Here is a 16,626-nt window from a genome sequence, read left to right as displayed (position 1 = left end):
CGTTCGGATGAAACTAGAAATCCTCATCCAGTGAAAAGGCCTGTGTATCCTTTGATGAAAGTACTCCGCTTTTCTGATAATCGCCTACCCGCTTCTCAAAGAAATTCGTTTTACCCTGCAGCGAGATCATCTCCATAAAATCAAAAGGATTGGTGGCGTTGTAGATCTTTGAATAGCCCAGTTCACTCAACCACCTGTCGGCCACAAACTCAATGTACTGACTCATTAGTTTCGCATTCATCCCGATCAGGGCAACTGGCAAGGCATCCGTGATGAATTCCTTTTCGATTTCTACGGCGTCCCTGATAATCTGATGCACCTGACTCTCCGGAAGCTTATTCTTCAACATGCTGTACAACAGACAGGCAAACTCACAATGCAGGCCCTCGTCGCGGGAAATCAGCTCATTACTGAAGGTTAATCCCGGCATTAATCCCCGCTTCTTCAACCAGAAAATAGAGCAGAAACTACCGCTGAAGAAAATCCCCTCCACCGCTGCAAAAGCCACTAAGCGCTCCGCAAAGCTTCCGTTCTCGATCCACCGTAGCGCCCATTCCGCTTTTTTCTTCACACAGGGAACCGTATCGATGGCATGGAAAAGGCGATCCTTTTCGGTAGCGTCTTTTATGTAAGTATCAATAAGCAGGGCGTAAGTTTCAGAGTGAATGTTCTCCATCATAATTTGGAAGCCATAGAAGCAACGGGCTTCGGGCACCTGCACCTCGCTCATAAAGTTCACAGCAAGATTTTCATTGACGATACCATCGCTGGCCGCAAAAAAAGCGAGGATATGCGAAATAAAATGCTTCTCTCCAGAGTTCAGGCTCTCCCAGTCTTTTTGATCTGAAGAAAGATCGATCTCTTCGGCGGTCCAAAAGCTGGCTTCATGTTTTTTGTACATCTGCCAAATAGCGGGATAGTTGATAGGGAGGATCACAAAGCGGTCCTTGTTCTCCTTTAGTAATATTTCATCCTGTTGCATAACAAGTTAATTAATGTTAATAGTGCTAACCAGGAATTGACAAAAGACAGGATGTCCGGAGACAGCGGGTCGCTGAAAACGGAGACGGGCTTTCGTCAAAACCTTATTCGTGAAAGTTATGACAAAATCGTTTCGGCAGGTGTCTGGCTTAGTCATATCGACCTTACAGTTGCACGTCAGCCCGTGATTTGCACACGGTTCCCTTTTAATCATAGCTTGTAAAACCTTACTATGAACCTGAACGATTTATGTTAAAGAACTTAATGAAACAAAGATAAGAGCTGGAACCTCTGTCGCAGACAGGAAGTTTTAAACAGCGGGATAGGTTATTCACAATACTGCGCTGTAGCTCCTTTTAAGCAGCTTCGGCTAAAGTTATTGAGAAAATGGCGCTGGGTTTTGAAGAACAAAAATCTCTGGAAAAAATCTGATATTCGAAAGACGATATTCAGAGAAAGCAAATCCGGATAAATAATGACACCAGAAGAATTAGACGCTATTGCTGGCGCTATTATAGACAGGTACCAGGCTCACTACTCTATCAATTTGACACTGCACCAAGCACGACTCGTGCACCGGTTTGAAGTGGAAGAGAACATCTTTCTGAATGACAATTTTCCTTCAGATCGCGAGAAGCATGACTATGAGATCGAAGCTCTTTCGAAAATCCTTCATTTGGATCAGTTTGAGCAATATAAAGCGGCATCTTTGAAAAACCTGCGACGCGCTGAGGAGGATAAGTTGGAGGAAGATAAAGCCCAGATCCATCAGGTGCGATACCATCAGGAAATTTTCAATTTTCTGAATAAAGAGATTCATCCTTCGTTCTTCCGCAACGAAATGCTTCTTTTCTCCTTAACAACTTCGGAATATCACAGTAAGGTAGCGTATCTTAAAGCCGAGTACAGTCGATTTCTTAACCTAGCCCATAAAAGATCGCTCATTAATCATTTCAGGTATCACGGCAACCTTCAGCCTAACACGCTTGAAGTACTTCGGCTTCGAAATAAGATCCGGCACCTGGAACCGGATTGGGGATACTTCTATCATCAGATGGATACCCAAACAAAGGCTATTGCCGACTTGCTCCTCAGCAAATTAGACTATTTGGCCTCGCTAAACCAAAATTTTTACTCAAATATTCAGCGTAAGATCTACGAATTTCACGTTGACTTGAACGCGCGCCATTTCAGCGGACCGTCTAAGTTCAGCCATAGCAGGTATCAGCCAGCAGAAGAAAAAAGTGTAAGCTCCTGGACACCGACTCTTCTCCTCATTGACAAAAACAAATACGGCCTGGATTCGAAATGGTAGGACTATTAATCAGTTTTTACGATATTCAATCTTCACGTTACCCACTCCTTCATCCAGCATACCAATCTTTCGTGCCGCCTTTCTGGAAAGGTCGATGATCCTCCCTGCAACGAAGGGCCCTCTATCATTAATTTTAATCTTCACAGACTTCCCATTTTTCAGATTGGTTACCCTCACCTTTGTACCGAAGGGAATTGAGCGGTGAGCAGCGGTCCGTTTATAGCTTCTATACTTTTTTCCGCTGGCTGTTTTTCTACCGTTAAACTTCTTTGCGTAATAAGATGCTTTTCCTGTCTGCACTACCTTGGGCGCACAGGAGGGAGCCAGGAAAACTACAAGGGCTATAAAAAAGAAAAGGCGGATCATCATATCCGCCTAATTTAATAAATGTTATTAATTCGCCAGCTAAGAGCTACTTCTTCTCGGCAGGGATAAAATTCATGGAAATTGAATTAACACAGTGACGGGTATTTTTATTAGTAAACCCTTCCCCTAAAAATACATGACCAAGGTGTCCGCCGCAATTCGCACAGACGATCTCCGTTCTCATGCCATCGGGATCAGGGATCCTTTTTACTGCGCCCTTTATCTCGTCATCAAAGCTGGGCCAACCGCAGTGCGATTCGAACTTATCCTCCGAACGATACAAAGGAGCATCGCAGCGTTTGCAGGTGTAGGTTCCTTTCTCCTTATTATTCAATAGTTTCCCTGTTCCGGGATACTCAGTGCCTTTATGAACTATTACTCGTTCCTCTTCTGGTGTTAGTTGATTATAAGTCATATTTTTTTCAGTGTTTATCGCCTCTTGCTTTGCATTTTTCTGCTGCCCGCAGGAAACCAGCGCCACAAATAAAAGACAGCTAAAAATATAGAAGGTTTTCATATCCATTTTAAAGATAACGTTTATTGATCTTCTCCTGATATACGATGGACGGATCAATTCGGATTTTAGGGTATTCTATTTCAGCGGCGCTCTGAAAAGCTGATTTTACCATTAACTTTGCTGGTTCATAAGGCATCCATGAAGATCACCCTCCTTGTACTGGGAAAAACAGAAGACAAGTATCTGAAAGAAGGCATCGAAAAGTATTTGAAGCGCCTGAAGCACTATATCCGGTTTGAGCTGGTCGAAGTTCCCGAACTGAAGAACACGAAGAACTTGACTGAAGATCAGCAGAAGGCAAAAGAAGCTGAGCTTTTATTAAGACATATTAGTACTAACGACCATATAGTGTTGCTGGACGAGACGGGTGATGAATTCAGCTCTTCCCAGTTTTCTGCTTTCATTAACAAAAAAATGCTGGGGAGCGTTCAACACCTCATCTTTATCGTAGGTGGTCCTTATGGTTTTGACGCGGCGATTTATGGAATTTCAAAGGGAAAGTTATCTCTATCTAAGATGACCTTCTCGCATCAAATGGTACGATTATTTTTTGTAGAACAGTTGTACAGGGCATTTACCATATTGAAGGGCGAGCCCTATCATCACGAGTAAAATTTAGAGGTATGGAATTTAAAACAAGGAATTACAGATACAAGGGAGTGAATCCCGGAAATGAGAAAAATAATTTCTGGCTAATGGTACTTATCGCACTTGTTATTTGTGCGGCCATCATTTACTTCTTTTAAACAAAAAGAAGGCTTATTCAGCCTTCTTTTTGTTTTTTGATGCTTTTTTAGCAGGAGCTTCTTCCTGCACCTCTGCTGTCACTGGCTCTTCGGCAACTTCTGCTGTAGCCTCTTCTGCTTCAGTGCCTGCCTCTTCTGTAAATAAAGGCAAGTCTTTTATCAGATTATACCAGGTGATGATCTTCTTCATGTCCGACGAGTATACCCTGTCCTCGTCGTGGTCGGGGGCTACTTCACGGAAGTATGTCCGAAGTGTAGTTCCGTCAGCTTTTGGATCCGGAACTGAGGTTCCCTTCATCCGCTCAAAGATATCCGACAGCTTTAAATCCTCATCCTGCCCAAAAACAGTGATATCTTCTAAAGATGCCAGTTTAGCTGTTGACAGGTTGACTACCAGCTTTACTTTCTGAGCATCCAGGCTTTCCAATACGAAACCGGATTTATTTTGACCGATAATTTTATATAGTCCCGGCTTTCCCGAAACTGCTACTAATCCTCTTAAGTTCATATTTGTTAGTTCCAAGAAACAAGCACAGAATCGTGCTGTTTCCTATCCTTCCTCAATTACATCAATTCCTAAAATCTTATCGCCCTGGCGGATATCATCCACCACGTCTACATTCTCCACCACTTTTCCGAAGCAGGTATGATGACGATCCAGGTGTGCAGTATTTTGGCGGCTGTGACAGATAAAGAACTGAGAGCTTCCTGTGTCTCTTCCGGCATGAGCCATCGAAAGAACTCCTCTGTCATGATACTGATTATCACCGGTTAGCTCACATTTAATCCGTGTTCCAGAACCTCCGGCACCTGTTCCTGTAGGGTCGCCTCCCTGAACAACGAAATTAGGAATAACACGGTGGAAAGTTACACCGTCGTAAAAACCTTCCTTAGCTAATTTGAGGAAGTTAGCTACTGTATTTGGGGCGTCTTTGTCGTAGAACTCTACAGTCATGTCGCCTTTCTCTGTTCTTATAATCGCTTTGCTCATATCGTTTAGTTTAGAGCTGGCAAAGTTAATTATTTCAGCTACATACATTCTATCCTTTTAAAAAATCGAACATTTAGCGGCTTTTTATAACTTCGGAAAGCTATTTACGTTTATAAAAACATGTCGAGGTTTGGTCTGCTATTTCTCCTTATTCTGATTAGCCTGAGTTCAAAAGCGGCTTCCATCCTGATCCCAATGGATGAAGATCAGAAGAACCATTTGAAAGCCTATGGTATTGCGTTCTGGACGTTGAAAAACGGATTGGAATCTGACTGGCTCCTGAACTACCGGGGAGGAAGTTTTCTGATGAAATACGCGGAGCCACTGGAGAAAGAGTGTAAGATCAGGGGCGTTTCCTATGAGGTAATAACTGACGCAAAAGTCACCTCTATCCTTACGGAAATCTCGGATCCTTCGGTAAATATGGATTTGGTCAAGCTGGAAAAGGCGCCCAAGATTGCTGTTTACTCTCCGAAAAATAAGTTGCCCTGGGACGACGCAGTAACGCTTGTGCTTACTTATGCGGAAATCCCCTACGAGGTTGTTTACGACGAAGAGGTTTTAAAAGGGGATCTGCCGAAGTATGACTGGCTACACCTCCACCATGAGGATTTCACCGGACAGTTCGGACGCTTCTGGTCAGTGTATCGTAATGCGAGCTGGTACATGGAAGATGTGAAACTACAGCAGGCCACGGCGAAAAAATTGGGTTACAAGAAAGTTTCAGAGATGAAGCTGGCTGTTGCTAAAAGCATCGCCAATTTCTGCTCAGGCGGAGGATTTTTATTTGCCATGTGTTCCGGAACAGACAGCTTTGATATTGCTTTGGCCGCGGAAGGGATTGACATTGCACAAAGCATGTTTGACGGAGATGGGGCCGATTCCGACGCACAGTCAAAGCTCGACTTCAATAAAACCTTTGCCTTCCAGAACTTCAGGCTGGACATGAACCCTAACAACTACGAATTCTCAAACATAGACGCCACTCCCACACGCATGCTTACGCAAACAAACGACTACTTCACGCTTTTCGACTTCTCTGCAAAGTGGGATGTCGTTCCTACCATGCTCACTCAAAGTCACGACAAGGTGGTGAAGGGGTTCATGGGACAAACTACTGCTTTCCGCAAAGACGTTCTGAAACCTGACGTTTTAGTGATGGGCGAGACGAAAACAGCGAATGAAGCAAGGTATATCCATGGAGAATTCGGAAAGGGACAATGGACCTTTTATGGAGGTCACGACCCCGAAGATTACCAGCATGCTGTCGGCGACCCCCAGACGGACCTTAGCTTACATCCTAACTCGCCCGGCTACCGGCTCATCTTAAATAACATCCTGTTTCCTGCGGCGAAAAAGAAAAAGCAGAAGACTTAACTTCTGCTGCTATCTGTTAGTTATAAAAATTCCAGTGAATACCTAATCTGAAAAGTGCATCAGGCATCGGGTAGGGCCGTACGGTGAAATAGCCCTTCGAGAAGAGGCCCTGATTTGCGTAATCGTATCTTACAAAGACATTAGCCCTGCGCAGAGAAAAGCGAGCCCACAGGTCTACGATAGGATACGATTCGTATTGTATAGGTGTGTCGCTACCGATTGAAGCATTATAAAACTGACCGACATTGGGTGCATAAGCAAGTCCGGGGAATGATGAATTCCACCTGACATCGAAACCAAGATTAGCGGTAACTGCATTGAAAAACCTGTTCCCGTAGTAAAAAGTATTATAAGTATAAATTTGAGGAGTTCTTAAAATTTCCTGAAAATCTGTTTGTTGTACGGCTACGAAGCTCTGCAGGTTAAACTTGCCCAGGTGAAAATCTTTCCTCAACGTTAACTTAAGAAGATTGATCGGGCTACCAGCCTGAACTGGGGTAATCGCATTGGTGTCGGATTTCAGTTCGCGGTAATAAAGGTAATTGTTAATCAAAAAGTACTCGGCCCTGGCCCGTAAATGGAATTTGGGGTTAACATACGTAAAAGACAGATTATTGTACTTTTCGTTCACAAAATCATTGGACCATTGATGATAGTGGTAGTTTGAACGTTGCATCAACCGTTCCGGCGATCTATTCTGGATGTAGGCACCAAGAATGATTCGCCCCACAGATCGACTGAGAAGAATTTGAGTCTGAGCATCGTACAAATAGTCTCCCGCATTTCTACCCTGGGCAATCTGTTGAAACTCTCCGTTGAGGGAAACCCGGTCACTAAACCGGTATCCAATGTTACCCTTGAGCGTGATATTCTGAAAGTTCAGGTCATCCCCCATCTGATTATAGGAGTAAAAATCATGCTGCAAACCCAGGTCCAGCTTCATCTCGTTCCTAATAAACTTCACAGATCGTCCCCGAAGGTAAAAGCTGTACATAAACTCGTTTCGAACATTTCGAACTATGGTAGAGTCGACCACGCGATTCGTATCAGCAAGTCCCGGAAAGACGTTAAGAAGGGAATCGTCACGTTGATTTTTGTAGAATTTGTATTGATCGGAAGAGTAGCTTAAAGAATGGGAAAGCCGTTGTGTAGGTAAGATACTTGAGCTCTCGCTACCCACCAGGCTGTCGATTCTTCCGATGTAATAAAACTGCTTAAGGAAGAAGTTCTTCTGACGCCAGGTCTGCCGAACGGGGTCCTGACCAGTCAGTCGCACGGGCGGTTCAAAGCCCTCCGGCTCCCTTCCGGGCTCGAAAATCCGCTCGTCTACAATTCCTCCGTTTTCCGCAGCCTTCAACGTATTGAAAAGTCCATTAACTAAGATATTATACCTCTTTTTCGGCGACTCATACCAGGTAAAAAGTGAAGCATTCAGGTGATCCGAGTTTTGGTTGATGTAAAAACCGCGCGCTCCAATTCTGAAGTAATTAGCCCCTATATTCCAGTTAGGCTTAATATTCTGCGAGTGAATAACTCTGAAGGTTTGTTCCTTTAAAGTTCCGTTAACATAGTATAGGGAGGTAAAAGGAGTCCGGGCCCGATAATATTTCAGGGAATCCTGGGTCAGCCGGTAAATGTCCAGCGCATAAAAGCCGGGATCAAAACCGATTCGCTTGCTCGGCTCGAATAGCATTTGCCGATAGGCTAAGCCCAGGTTGCCCAGGTTAACTGTCGGGTGCTCCGGCCTGTTCAGGGGATTATAATGATGAAAGTTTTCTAAGGTTGTATCGAGCGGAACCGTCTGTGTACTATCCTGTAAAAGTCCAAGCGTAGTATATCGAATATATTTCGCCGTAAAGATGACGGTGTCTTGCCCCTCCTCTTCCAATTTACGCAACGAATCAAGCTCAGCACCTGCATCAGGAACCGGTCTTTCCTGCGCTAAAGAAGGCTGGATGCAAAGACAAACAAACGCTGCTAATACAAAAAAAAGATATTTCATTCTATAATGAGGAAAGCAGTTCTTTAAGAATCAGGGTCATTTTCGGCTCTGCTTCTTCTGCCACTTTTAAAATCTCTTCAACTGAAATCGGCTCCAATTCTTCCGGAAAACCTTCATCTGTAATAACAGAAATAGCAAAGACTGGCAAGCCCATATGGTTGGCAACAATTACTTCAGGAACTGTACTCATCCCAACCGCATCACCTCCAATAATCCTCAAAAACCGGTATTCGGCTTTAGTCTCCAGGTTAGGACCTGCAACAGATACATAAACGCCCTTATGGCAATTAATGTTGTTAGCTTTCGCGATCTCCATACCCTTTTTTATCAGGTCTTTCTGATAGGGCTGGCTCATATCCGGGAAGCGAGGACCAAGCTCGTCAAAATTCCTTCCCCGCAAGGGATTATCATGTTGCAAATTGATATGATCTTCAATGATCATCAAGTCACCTTTCTTAATATCGGGATTCAAAGAACCACTGGCGTTCGAAACAAACAGCTGTTTGATACCCAGCATTTTCATCACCCGTACGGGGAAAGTAATCTGCCTCATATCGTAGCCTTCGTAATGATGCAGCCTTCCCTGCATTGCAACTACTCTTTTACCCTTTAACAATCCGAAAATCAAACGGCCGGAATGAAACTCGAGGGTAGAAATTGGAAAGTTTGGAATGTTCGAATACATCAGCTTATGCTGAATTTCAATTTCTTCCACTAAACCACCTAAACCAGTGCCCAGGATTATCCCAACTTCAGGTTCAAAGTCCCCAATGCGGCGTTTTATATATTCAGTTGTGTTGTAAATCTCTTGTAACATACGCTTCAATTACTGAGTTAAAAAGTTCTTCCTCCGCCTGATGGAACTTAGCTTCCACCGGCAGGTAGTAAACGGGTAAATCTTTCAAAAGTTCTTCAAGCTCGGGCACGCCCAATCGCTGGGCATCCTTCTCAGTGGTAACAATCAGCTTTTCCTCTGCAGGGTCAGACTTGAAAGCTTCTGCAAGTTTAGCAATATTTTTCTTGCTGAAAACGTGGTGATCAGGGTAGTCATGATGAATTACCTTTGCCGCTGCCTCCTCTAATCTTGTTAAAAGCGGGTAGGGATTAGCAATCCCCGTAAGGAGAAAAATAGTACTCTGAGATTCGATGCTAGGCACTGCTGCTTGCTCCACCTTGAAAACAGGCCTCAGTGAGCCATAACTAAGGTAAGAGAAAAAGACCTTCTGAGTATCCAGAGGTCGGATTCTTCGAATCGCCGCCTCGCGCTGCTCGGCAGTAAGATGCTCAGGAGTTTTTGTTATAACAATCAGGTTTGCCCTGGCCCGCTGAGAAAACGAGTCGCGGAGATTTCCGGCAGGCAGCACAACAAGAGGTTCGAAAAGACGGGTGTAGTCGAACAATAAGATATTGAGGCCCGCTTTCACCGCCCGATGCTGAAAGGCATCATCCAAAATGATGAGATGATGTTTGTCTTGCAAAATTTCAATTCCGGTGGCTCGCTTCTCTGAAACTGCAACAGTGATATTCTTAAACTTCCGTCGAAACTGCAAGGGCTCGTCTCCGGCCTCCAAAGGTGTATCTGTAAACTCTACCAGCCTAAATCCCTTCACCTTGCGCCCGTATCCCCTGCTTAACACCGCAGTTCGATACTTATTACCAAGCAACCGGATCAGATACTCTGTCATCGGAGTTTTTCCTGCTCCTCCCACGGCCAGATTTCCCACGCAGATAATGGGTAAATTGAATTTCCGGGACTGAAACAAGCCCAAATCATAAGCCATGTTTCTACACCAGATTACCAGACCGTACAAAAGGGAAAAAGGGAGCAACAAAAGTCGCAGGTATTGCATGCCGTAAAGATACAGAAATGCACAACTTTTACTTATACGGTAGAATCAGCAGCTTCGAGCACCTTTTGAGCCACCTGAATGCCGCTTACTAAGGCAGCCTCCACCGTTCCCGCAAAGGGCCCTTCATAGGTAGCTTCACCTGCAAAATAAAGGGTGTCCTCTACCGGGCGGCTTAGCTGGCCAGGCGCATGTGCACCGTCTACTGTTTCGTAGCCGTAAGCACCGCGGGAAAATGGATTTTGGCCCCAATGCTTAACTACTCCCTTCACCAGCATTTGTTCGACCGCTGCTTTCTGCAGACCAAATAGCCTGGCTACTGATTCAAGGGCGAGATTCAGAAGTTCCTCCTCGGTGTTCGAAACTAATTCATCCGTCTTCGGACCAGCCAGCCAACCAGTCAACATGGGGGCAGTATCTGGAAACTGCGTCCACCAGGTAGGAATTACTTCTTCCGAAAATATAAATCCAGGCGCAGGTTGCTTGGAGTTAAGCCAGAACGCTTCTTTAAAAGACAAAACAACCTTCAACACCGAGCCAAACCCCATTGCCCTTACTGCTCCCATTCGCCTGGGAAGAGGAGGTGTGAAGTTTACAAAACCGAGACTTCCGTCCTTGATTTGAAGTACCCCCACCGGCAAGGTGACAATTGCCTTAACTCCAGCATATCGCTCCCCATCCGTAGTAATAGCTTCCACAAAGCCTTCACTCCAATTAAAATGGCTTACTACTTTGCTTAGAAAAATCAGGCAGTTGTGCGCGAGGCATTCCTTTTCGAGAAAATCAATCATCCGCCCGTAGCCTCCTACCACCCGATATTGTTCATCATGCCCCTGCAACCACTCCTTTTTTAAGGATAAAAGGCTGACATGCTCAGGATCTGCTGCGTCATACCCCTGGGCAAATCGTAATACCGACTCTCGCAGCTCTTTTTCATCATGGGGATCAAGGTACTTGTCGAGGAATTCAGTCAAGGACATATCTTCATTTACGTCCTGCAACTTCTTCATCAGCAATGACCAATCGGGATCTTCATATTCATCCTTTACCAATTTACCATTTAAGCTTCGATAACTTTCGCCCGCAAAAGGCATGTATTTTATTCCAGCCTCCTTGAGCAAGGAAATGGTTACCGGCACATTTCCATGGATAAATTCTGCCCCCATCATAAAGGGACCAGAACCGCCCTCGCTTTCCAAATCCAAAATCCGTCCCCCGATTCTTCCCTGGGCTTCGAGTATCGTAACGCGTTTACCAGCCTTTGACAGTTCCCGGGCAGCCATCAGTCCTGCGGCACCGGCTCCAATTATTAGAATGTTCTCGTCGGTCATGCCTCATTTAAACAATTGCTCATTCAACTAGTTTCGCTTATATATACATCTAAGACGGGCATTTCCGCCACATTCGTATCTTTAATCAAATCGTGTCAATATGTCAAAAGGATTTTTTACTGCGCCGGAAGTTGTAAACGAACCGGTACTAAACTACGCTCCCGGCAGCAAGGAACGTAAACTTTTGAAAGAAGCAATTGCAGCGGCTTATGCCCGGCAATTGGATATACCGATGTTTATCGGAGGAAAAGAAATACGCACGGGTAATACAAAGGAAGTCCGGCCACCGCACAACCATCAGCAGGTGCTGGCCCATTACCATTATGGAGAAAAACAGCATGTACAAGATGCCAGTGAAGCTGCCCTTAAAGCAAAAGAACAATGGGAGAGTCTGTCCTGGGAACATCGCGCCTCCATTTTCTTAAAGGCTGCTGATTTAATTGCAGGACCGTATCGTTACCAACTGAACGCCGCTACTATGATCGGGCAATCCAAGAACGCTTACCAGGCAGAAATTGATTCCGCCTGCGAGATTGTCGATTTCCTTCGTTTCAACGTAAAGTACATGGCGGAGATCTATGCGCAACAACCGCCGATTTCACCACGCGGAACCTGGAACCGAGTCGAACAGCGTCCTTTGGAGGGATTTGTATTTGCCTTGACACCGTTCAATTTCACGGCTATTGCCGGAAATTTGCCTGCTTCGGCAGCGTTGATGGGGAATGTAGTAGTTTGGAAACCCGCAGACACCCAGATCTACTCGGCCCATGTGTTGATGAAAGTTTTCAGGGAAGCCGGGCTGCCCGATGGAGTGATCAACCTGATATTTGTTAATGGGCCGGAGGCTGGTGATGTTATCTTCAATCACCCCGACTTCGCAGGAATTCATTTCACAGGTTCAACTAAAGTATTCCAGGAGATCTGGAAAACGGTCGGACAGAACATTGATAAGTACAGAAGTTACCCTCGGATTGTAGGCGAAACGGGTGGCAAGGACTTCATACTGGTTCACGCTTCCGCGGATGCTGAAGTAGCGAGCACTGCAATTCTGCGGGGAGCGTTCGAATATCAGGGGCAAAAATGTTCTGCGGCCTCGAGGGTCTACATCGCCAAATCGGTTTGGCCTGCCGTGAAAGAGCTGATGTTACGAGATCTGGCTACTTTTAAAATGGGGCCGGTAGAAGACTTCAGAAACTTTATCAATGCAGTTATAGATGAGAAATCATTTGATAAGCTGGCTAAAGCAATTGATGAAGCAAAGAACAACCCTGACCTGGACATCATCGCAGGAGGAAACTACGATAAGTCAGTGGGCTATTTCATTGAGCCGACTGTCATCGTAACCAAAGATCCGTTTTACTTGACCATGTGCGAGGAACTTTTCGGACCAGTACTAACGGTTCACGTTTACGAGGATCAGGAATTTGAAGAAACATTAAAAATCATCAACAAAACCTCCATCTATGCACTCACGGGAGCAGTGATTGCACAAGACCGCTATGTGATTGAACAAGCAAGTGCAGCACTTCGTAACGCTGCAGGGAACTTCTACATCAACGATAAGTGTACGGGAGCAGTAGTAGGTCAACAGCCTTTTGGCGGGGCAAGAGGATCAGGAACAAACGACAAGGCGGGTTCAATGATCAACTTATTGCGCTGGGTATCTCCAAGAACCATAAAAGAGAACTTCGACCCGCCGAAAGATTATCGTTATCCATTTTTGGAGGAAGAATAGAAAAGCAAGCGGATAAAGCGGTTCTAATACCAACGAGGGTGCTGAACCGCTTTATCCTACTGTTTATTGCTTTTCAATATTTTCAACAATACTCCGTTCGTCCAGCCAAATCCGTCCTGTGTCGGGTACTCCCCTCCCCCCGCGATCAAGGTTGTATCGATCACGTTGTATTTCTCCAATAATTTGCCGGTTTTGTGAAATACCCGAATATTCAGCCCCGACCATCTTTTGGCCACTTCGTTGGCGAGTGCATCCTGCCGATAATTCCGGAGTCCCTGGATAGCGAGCCATTGCAGCGGGGCCCAACCGTTAGGAGCATCCCATTGTTCGCCGGTATTTACTAAAGATGTCACTAATCCTCCCGGCTTCAGGAACTGTTTTTGAAGCATGCGTGCCACCGCCTGAGCTTGCCCCTGGGTCACCATCTTGAAATACAAGGGATACATCCCCGCAAGGGTAATTTGGTCGGTTTGTTTCAAGGTTTTCCAGTTATAATCGCGAAAGTATCCCATTCGCCGGTCGAAGCAAAAGCGTTCAACAGCGCTCCTGCGCCGCTCGGCTGCCTCTTCCATATGTTCCTTTGCCCGCTGCTCTCCCAGCTTCTCATAGGCGAGAGCCAGCATTTTTTCTGTATGGTACAAGAGGCAGTTCAGGTCGACAGGAATGATATCGGTGGTCTGGATAGTCGCTAAAGATTTTCCGTCTGCAAACCACCTGCTGCTGAAATCCCATCCTGACTCTGCGCCCGACCGCAAATCCCGCCAAACTACAGGCTTCGATCTACCACTTGCAACAGCGGTTTTTACGTCTTCCACGTACGCTTCCTCTCTTGGCCAGTCACCCTTATCGAAATACCTGTTTAGAATACTCCCGTCCGGCAAGTGCACCACGTGATTGCTTGCGCCCTTCTTCACTCCCTGGTCGTTCATCCAAAAATGGTACTCTTTCTCCAGGACATCGCGATTAGCTTTTAAGATAGCATCTGCCTTATTCTTTTTGATCTCCATCAGCAGCTGCAACATGAGCGAGAAAAAAGGGGGTTGAGAGCGGGTGAGGTAATAGGTTCTGTTTCCGTTGGGAATAAACCCGTAGGTGCGAATTAACCAGGCAAAGTTGTTCACCATATCTTCAATCATCGCCTCCTTGTTGCTCTCCTGAAGGCCCAGCATGGTGAAATAAGAATCCCAGTAGTAGATCTCGCGAAAGCGGCCGCCGGGAACAATGTAGGGGTTAGGCAGGTTAATCAAAGAACTGTACTGATCATACTTGCCAGATTTCCGTCTCAAGACATCCCACAATTCATCAATGTGCTCTTCGATACCTTGCTGCTTATCGGTTTTAAAGTCCGTTGCTACCTGTTCGGGCTGCTCAAAATTCTCCTCCACAAACTGTTTCAAATTAAACCCGGCTTCTGCCTTGCGCTCCTGAAACTCCTGCAGAATTTCCTCAGGTGTTTTTTCAGGTATGCAGTCGGGGAAGGTTTTGCTATCAGGGAATATATGGGCAGTTTGCACTGCGTCAAAAAGGCCCGGATAAAGATCTCGCGGCGACTTAACTTTAAGCTCGCGGGGCTTCTCCTTACATCCGGCAATTAGGACAAAGAGGATAAGAACAGTTCTTACGAAAAATTTCATATCCTTTATTACATATTAATCCTTTTTTAGTTTATAGGCTCCAATGAAGAAATGACTTGATTTTAACCGATCGAACTTTGAAACTCTCGATATTCGTTACGTACAAACAAATTACATATGAGATTTAGATCCCTAATCGCTCTTGTAGCAATTTTCACAACACTTGCTTTTAAGCCGAAATTTAAGGAAGAAGTCTTTAAGGTGGATACAAATAGCTCATCCATAAAATGGGTTGCAGGAAAAGTGGCAGGTCAGCATGAAGGCCTGGTAAAACTTGAATCCGGCAGCCTTACCATGGACGGCAACAACCTAAAGAATGGCAATTTTGTAATCAACATGAGAACGATCAGCGTTACCGACCTGAAAGGGAACGCCAACGCGAACCTATTGAACCACCTGAAAGGTGACGACTTCTTCTCAGTTGAAAAGAATCCGAGCTCAAGCTTTCAAATTACCAGGATCAGCAATATCGGCGCAGAGCGCGTGAATGTAACCGGCAATCTCAGCATCAAGGGAATTACTAATTCAATCACCTTTCCGGCTACGGTAAAAAGACAAAAAAACACGGTGGTTGCAGTAGCTAAAGGAGTAAAAGTGGATCGTACCAAGTACGACATCAAGTACCGGTCAAAAAGCTTTTTCGGTGATATCGGCGATAAAGCAATTAACGATGAATTTGAGCTGGATATTAATCTGGTAGCAAAGAAATAAATAAAATCAACAGAGGCTCAATCAAGTCTTACTAACAGAAATAGAGCTCGCAATTGCGGGCTTTATTTTCGGGTAATTATTATTTGATCTTCGCCTTCCTTTATCCCCATGGTCCCATTTTAGACCTTTACAAAAGTTCGGGATCAACAGCACCGTGGACTGGACTGCCCCGGTTTAGGTATTCTTTTGCAAAAACCTGCTCCCCTGGCAACGTCCCTCACCTCTCTCTTTATCATTGCTACCGCAACAACGGGTGATGATCGGATGAATAACGGATCTAAGCTGGGCGAATATCGCTATAAGGTCGCTATAAAGTCGCTATAAGGTCGCTGTAAGGTCAGTGTAAGCTTTGAAAATTGTTAAAAGAAGAGTCTTTTTAGGAGGTGATGTTATAAACATAGCAAAAAAAACTAAGCTATCCTGAAAAAATTAAAAAAGCTAAAAGGGACTGGCTTGGGCAGGGGCGCAGTAAGCCTAATTTCGTAAACCCCTCCAATTTGGGCGGGTTTACGAAATTGATACGCCTACCTTACACACGTGCAAGTTTTATATGCTGTAATAAGAGAGGTATCCTATCCTGCATAGCTATTCAACCTTATCGCGGGAACCAGTACCTGATTAGAAGCGGCAGTAAACAGTAAACATGCGATGATGATCTTAATCTCGCCCCACTCAATTGCGGTAAAAACTAATCTCAGCTACATCTCCCGACACTGCCGGGACGCGAAAGCAGAAAAACCGCCGGAATCTATCCAGACACATCGCCATCTGTGGTTTTGATCTGATCAGGAGCCCGCTATACAACATTGTTGTTCAATTTGAAATGATGAAAAATAGTGTTAACTATGTACGATGAAGCCTGAAAACCAAACCGAAAAGACAACGAACGAGAGGGAGAGAATAAATTCAGGTAAATGGGATATATACGAAATTCGTAAACCCGGATGTTACGGGCAAGTGTATAATCTAGCCAACACCTAAGAGCAGATGAAAAAGACCCCGATTTTGTATGTTCTCTTTGCAGCTTTCTTGGTGCTCGGGGCGTTTGTTTATTTCGTCTCTCAATTCACGTC

Annotated in this window: 16 protein-coding genes and 1 riboswitch; of the genes, 6 read left to right on the top strand and 10 right to left on the bottom strand. The window is 45.0% G+C overall.

The window, feature by feature from the left end; all coding sequences use genetic code 11:
- Window positions 1–13: 13 nt before the first annotated feature.
- Window positions 14–982: a ribonucleoside-diphosphate reductase small subunit gene (locus tag J4N23_RS20195; RefSeq protein ID WP_207429660.1), complete on the bottom strand. Its 969-nt coding sequence runs from the start codon at window positions 980–982 to the stop codon at window positions 14–16.
- Window positions 983–1,098: 116 nt separating this feature from the next.
- A riboswitch (cobalamin riboswitch) is annotated at window positions 1,099–1,238 on the bottom strand.
- Window positions 1,239–1,456: 218 nt separating this feature from the next.
- Here J4N23_RS20195 and J4N23_RS20190 point away from each other — a divergent pair.
- Window positions 1,457–2,296 carry a hypothetical protein gene (locus J4N23_RS20190; RefSeq protein WP_207429659.1) on the top strand — a complete coding sequence of 280 codons (840 nt, stop codon included), beginning with the start codon at window positions 1,457–1,459 and terminating at the stop codon, window positions 2,294–2,296.
- A gap of 9 nt (window positions 2,297–2,305) precedes the next feature.
- Here J4N23_RS20190 and J4N23_RS20185 read toward each other — a convergent pair whose 3' ends face one another.
- Window positions 2,306–2,665, bottom strand: coding sequence for a septal ring lytic transglycosylase RlpA family protein (locus J4N23_RS20185; RefSeq protein WP_242689307.1), 360 nt, complete (start codon window positions 2,663–2,665; stop codon window positions 2,306–2,308).
- A gap of 43 nt (window positions 2,666–2,708) precedes the next feature.
- A complete protein-coding gene (locus tag J4N23_RS20180; protein WP_207429658.1) occupies window positions 2,709–3,179 on the bottom strand; it encodes a methionine-R-sulfoxide reductase in 471 nt (156 codons plus the stop codon).
- A 138-nt stretch (window positions 3,180–3,317) separates the two neighbouring features.
- Here J4N23_RS20180 and rlmH point away from each other — a divergent pair, with 138 nt between their 5' ends.
- Window positions 3,318–3,791, top strand: a complete 474-nt coding sequence (gene rlmH, locus J4N23_RS20175) for a 23S rRNA (pseudouridine(1915)-N(3))-methyltransferase RlmH (RefSeq protein WP_207429657.1) — start codon at window positions 3,318–3,320, stop codon at window positions 3,789–3,791.
- A gap of 11 nt (window positions 3,792–3,802) precedes the next feature.
- Window positions 3,803–3,925 carry a hypothetical protein gene (locus J4N23_RS21155; RefSeq protein WP_255534864.1) on the top strand — a complete coding sequence of 41 codons (123 nt, stop codon included), beginning with the start codon at window positions 3,803–3,805 and terminating at the stop codon, window positions 3,923–3,925.
- A gap of 13 nt (window positions 3,926–3,938) precedes the next feature.
- Here the strand turns inward: J4N23_RS21155 and J4N23_RS20170 are convergent, their stop codons facing one another.
- The gene (locus J4N23_RS20170) at window positions 3,939–4,433 is read right to left on the bottom strand and encodes a DUF5606 domain-containing protein (RefSeq protein ID WP_207429656.1); all 495 of its coding nucleotides are present in this window, start codon (window positions 4,431–4,433) and stop codon (window positions 3,939–3,941) included.
- 42 nt (window positions 4,434–4,475) lie between these two features.
- A complete protein-coding gene (locus J4N23_RS20165) occupies window positions 4,476–4,916 on the bottom strand; it encodes a peptidylprolyl isomerase (protein ID WP_207429655.1) in 441 nt (146 codons plus the stop codon).
- A 195-nt stretch (window positions 4,917–5,111) separates the two neighbouring features.
- Between J4N23_RS20165 and J4N23_RS20160 the strand changes: the two genes are divergently transcribed.
- A complete protein-coding gene (locus J4N23_RS20160; protein ID WP_207429698.1) occupies window positions 5,112–6,293 on the top strand; it encodes an asparagine synthetase B in 1,182 nt (393 codons plus the stop codon).
- A 16-nt stretch (window positions 6,294–6,309) separates the two neighbouring features.
- Here J4N23_RS20160 and J4N23_RS20155 read toward each other — a convergent pair whose 3' ends face one another.
- The 4 genes from J4N23_RS20155 to J4N23_RS20140 are packed head-to-tail and all read right to left on the bottom strand — an operon-like array spanning window position 6,310 to window position 11,473.
- A complete protein-coding gene (locus J4N23_RS20155) occupies window positions 6,310–8,295 on the bottom strand; it encodes a putative porin (protein WP_207429654.1) in 1,986 nt (661 codons plus the stop codon).
- 1 nt (window position 8,296) lies between these two features.
- Complete coding sequence (locus J4N23_RS20150) at window positions 8,297–9,112, bottom strand: purine-nucleoside phosphorylase (RefSeq protein WP_207429653.1); 816 nt, start codon at window positions 9,110–9,112, stop codon at window positions 8,297–8,299.
- A complete protein-coding gene (gene lpxK, locus J4N23_RS20145; RefSeq protein WP_207429652.1) occupies window positions 9,084–10,145 on the bottom strand; it encodes a tetraacyldisaccharide 4'-kinase in 1,062 nt (353 codons plus the stop codon). The genes J4N23_RS20150 and lpxK overlap by 29 nt, the downstream gene beginning before the upstream one ends.
- Before the next feature lie 32 nt (window positions 10,146–10,177).
- The gene (locus J4N23_RS20140; RefSeq protein ID WP_207429651.1) at window positions 10,178–11,473 is read right to left on the bottom strand and encodes an NAD(P)/FAD-dependent oxidoreductase; all 1,296 of its coding nucleotides are present in this window, start codon (window positions 11,471–11,473) and stop codon (window positions 10,178–10,180) included.
- A gap of 100 nt (window positions 11,474–11,573) precedes the next feature.
- Between J4N23_RS20140 and pruA the strand changes: the two genes are divergently transcribed.
- Window positions 11,574–13,208, top strand: a complete 1,635-nt coding sequence (pruA, locus tag J4N23_RS20135) for an L-glutamate gamma-semialdehyde dehydrogenase (protein ID WP_207429650.1) — start codon at window positions 11,574–11,576, stop codon at window positions 13,206–13,208.
- Window positions 13,209–13,264: 56 nt separating this feature from the next.
- Here pruA and treF read toward each other — a convergent pair whose 3' ends face one another.
- A complete protein-coding gene (gene treF, locus J4N23_RS20130; protein ID WP_207429649.1) occupies window positions 13,265–14,842 on the bottom strand; it encodes an alpha,alpha-trehalase TreF in 1,578 nt (525 codons plus the stop codon).
- Between the two features lie 117 nt (window positions 14,843–14,959).
- On the opposite strand from treF, the gene J4N23_RS20125 reads away from it, so the two are divergent.
- On the top strand, window positions 14,960–15,553 hold the full coding sequence (locus J4N23_RS20125; RefSeq protein ID WP_207429648.1) for a YceI family protein: 594 nt from the start codon (window positions 14,960–14,962) through the stop codon (window positions 15,551–15,553).
- Window positions 15,554–16,626 lie beyond the last annotated feature (1,073 nt).

This window comes from Pedobacter sp. SYSU D00535, from assembly GCF_017355855.1.
Lineage (GTDB): Bacteria > Bacteroidota > Bacteroidia > Sphingobacteriales > Sphingobacteriaceae > Desertivirga.
This window is presented reverse-complemented; position numbering and strand designations above follow the sequence as displayed.

Coding starts and splice junctions, on each gene's coding strand:
- J4N23_RS20195 (WP_207429660.1), bottom strand. CDS start 982: ATGCAACAGGATGAAATATTACTAAAGGAGAACAAGGACCGCTTTGTG.
- J4N23_RS20190 (WP_207429659.1), top strand. CDS start 1,457: ATGACACCAGAAGAATTAGACGCTATTGCTGGCGCTATTATAGACAGG.
- J4N23_RS20185 (WP_242689307.1), bottom strand. CDS start 2,665: ATGATGATCCGCCTTTTCTTTTTTATAGCCCTTGTAGTTTTCCTGGCT.
- J4N23_RS20180 (WP_207429658.1), bottom strand. CDS start 3,179: ATGAAAACCTTCTATATTTTTAGCTGTCTTTTATTTGTGGCGCTGGTT.
- rlmH (WP_207429657.1), top strand. CDS start 3,318: ATGAAGATCACCCTCCTTGTACTGGGAAAAACAGAAGACAAGTATCTG.
- J4N23_RS21155 (WP_255534864.1), top strand. CDS start 3,803: ATGGAATTTAAAACAAGGAATTACAGATACAAGGGAGTGAATCCCGGA.
- J4N23_RS20170 (WP_207429656.1), bottom strand. CDS start 4,433: ATGAACTTAAGAGGATTAGTAGCAGTTTCGGGAAAGCCGGGACTATAT.
- J4N23_RS20165 (WP_207429655.1), bottom strand. CDS start 4,916: ATGAGCAAAGCGATTATAAGAACAGAGAAAGGCGACATGACTGTAGAG.
- J4N23_RS20160 (WP_207429698.1), top strand. CDS start 5,112: ATGGATGAAGATCAGAAGAACCATTTGAAAGCCTATGGTATTGCGTTC.
- J4N23_RS20155 (WP_207429654.1), bottom strand. CDS start 8,295: ATGAAATATCTTTTTTTTGTATTAGCAGCGTTTGTTTGTCTTTGCATC.
- J4N23_RS20150 (WP_207429653.1), bottom strand. CDS start 9,112: ATGTTACAAGAGATTTACAACACAACTGAATATATAAAACGCCGCATT.
- lpxK (WP_207429652.1), bottom strand. CDS start 10,145: ATGCAATACCTGCGACTTTTGTTGCTCCCTTTTTCCCTTTTGTACGGT.
- J4N23_RS20140 (WP_207429651.1), bottom strand. CDS start 11,473: ATGACCGACGAGAACATTCTAATAATTGGAGCCGGTGCCGCAGGACTG.
- pruA (WP_207429650.1), top strand. CDS start 11,574: ATGTCAAAAGGATTTTTTACTGCGCCGGAAGTTGTAAACGAACCGGTA.
- treF (WP_207429649.1), bottom strand. CDS start 14,842: ATGAAATTTTTCGTAAGAACTGTTCTTATCCTCTTTGTCCTAATTGCC.
- J4N23_RS20125 (WP_207429648.1), top strand. CDS start 14,960: ATGAGATTTAGATCCCTAATCGCTCTTGTAGCAATTTTCACAACACTT.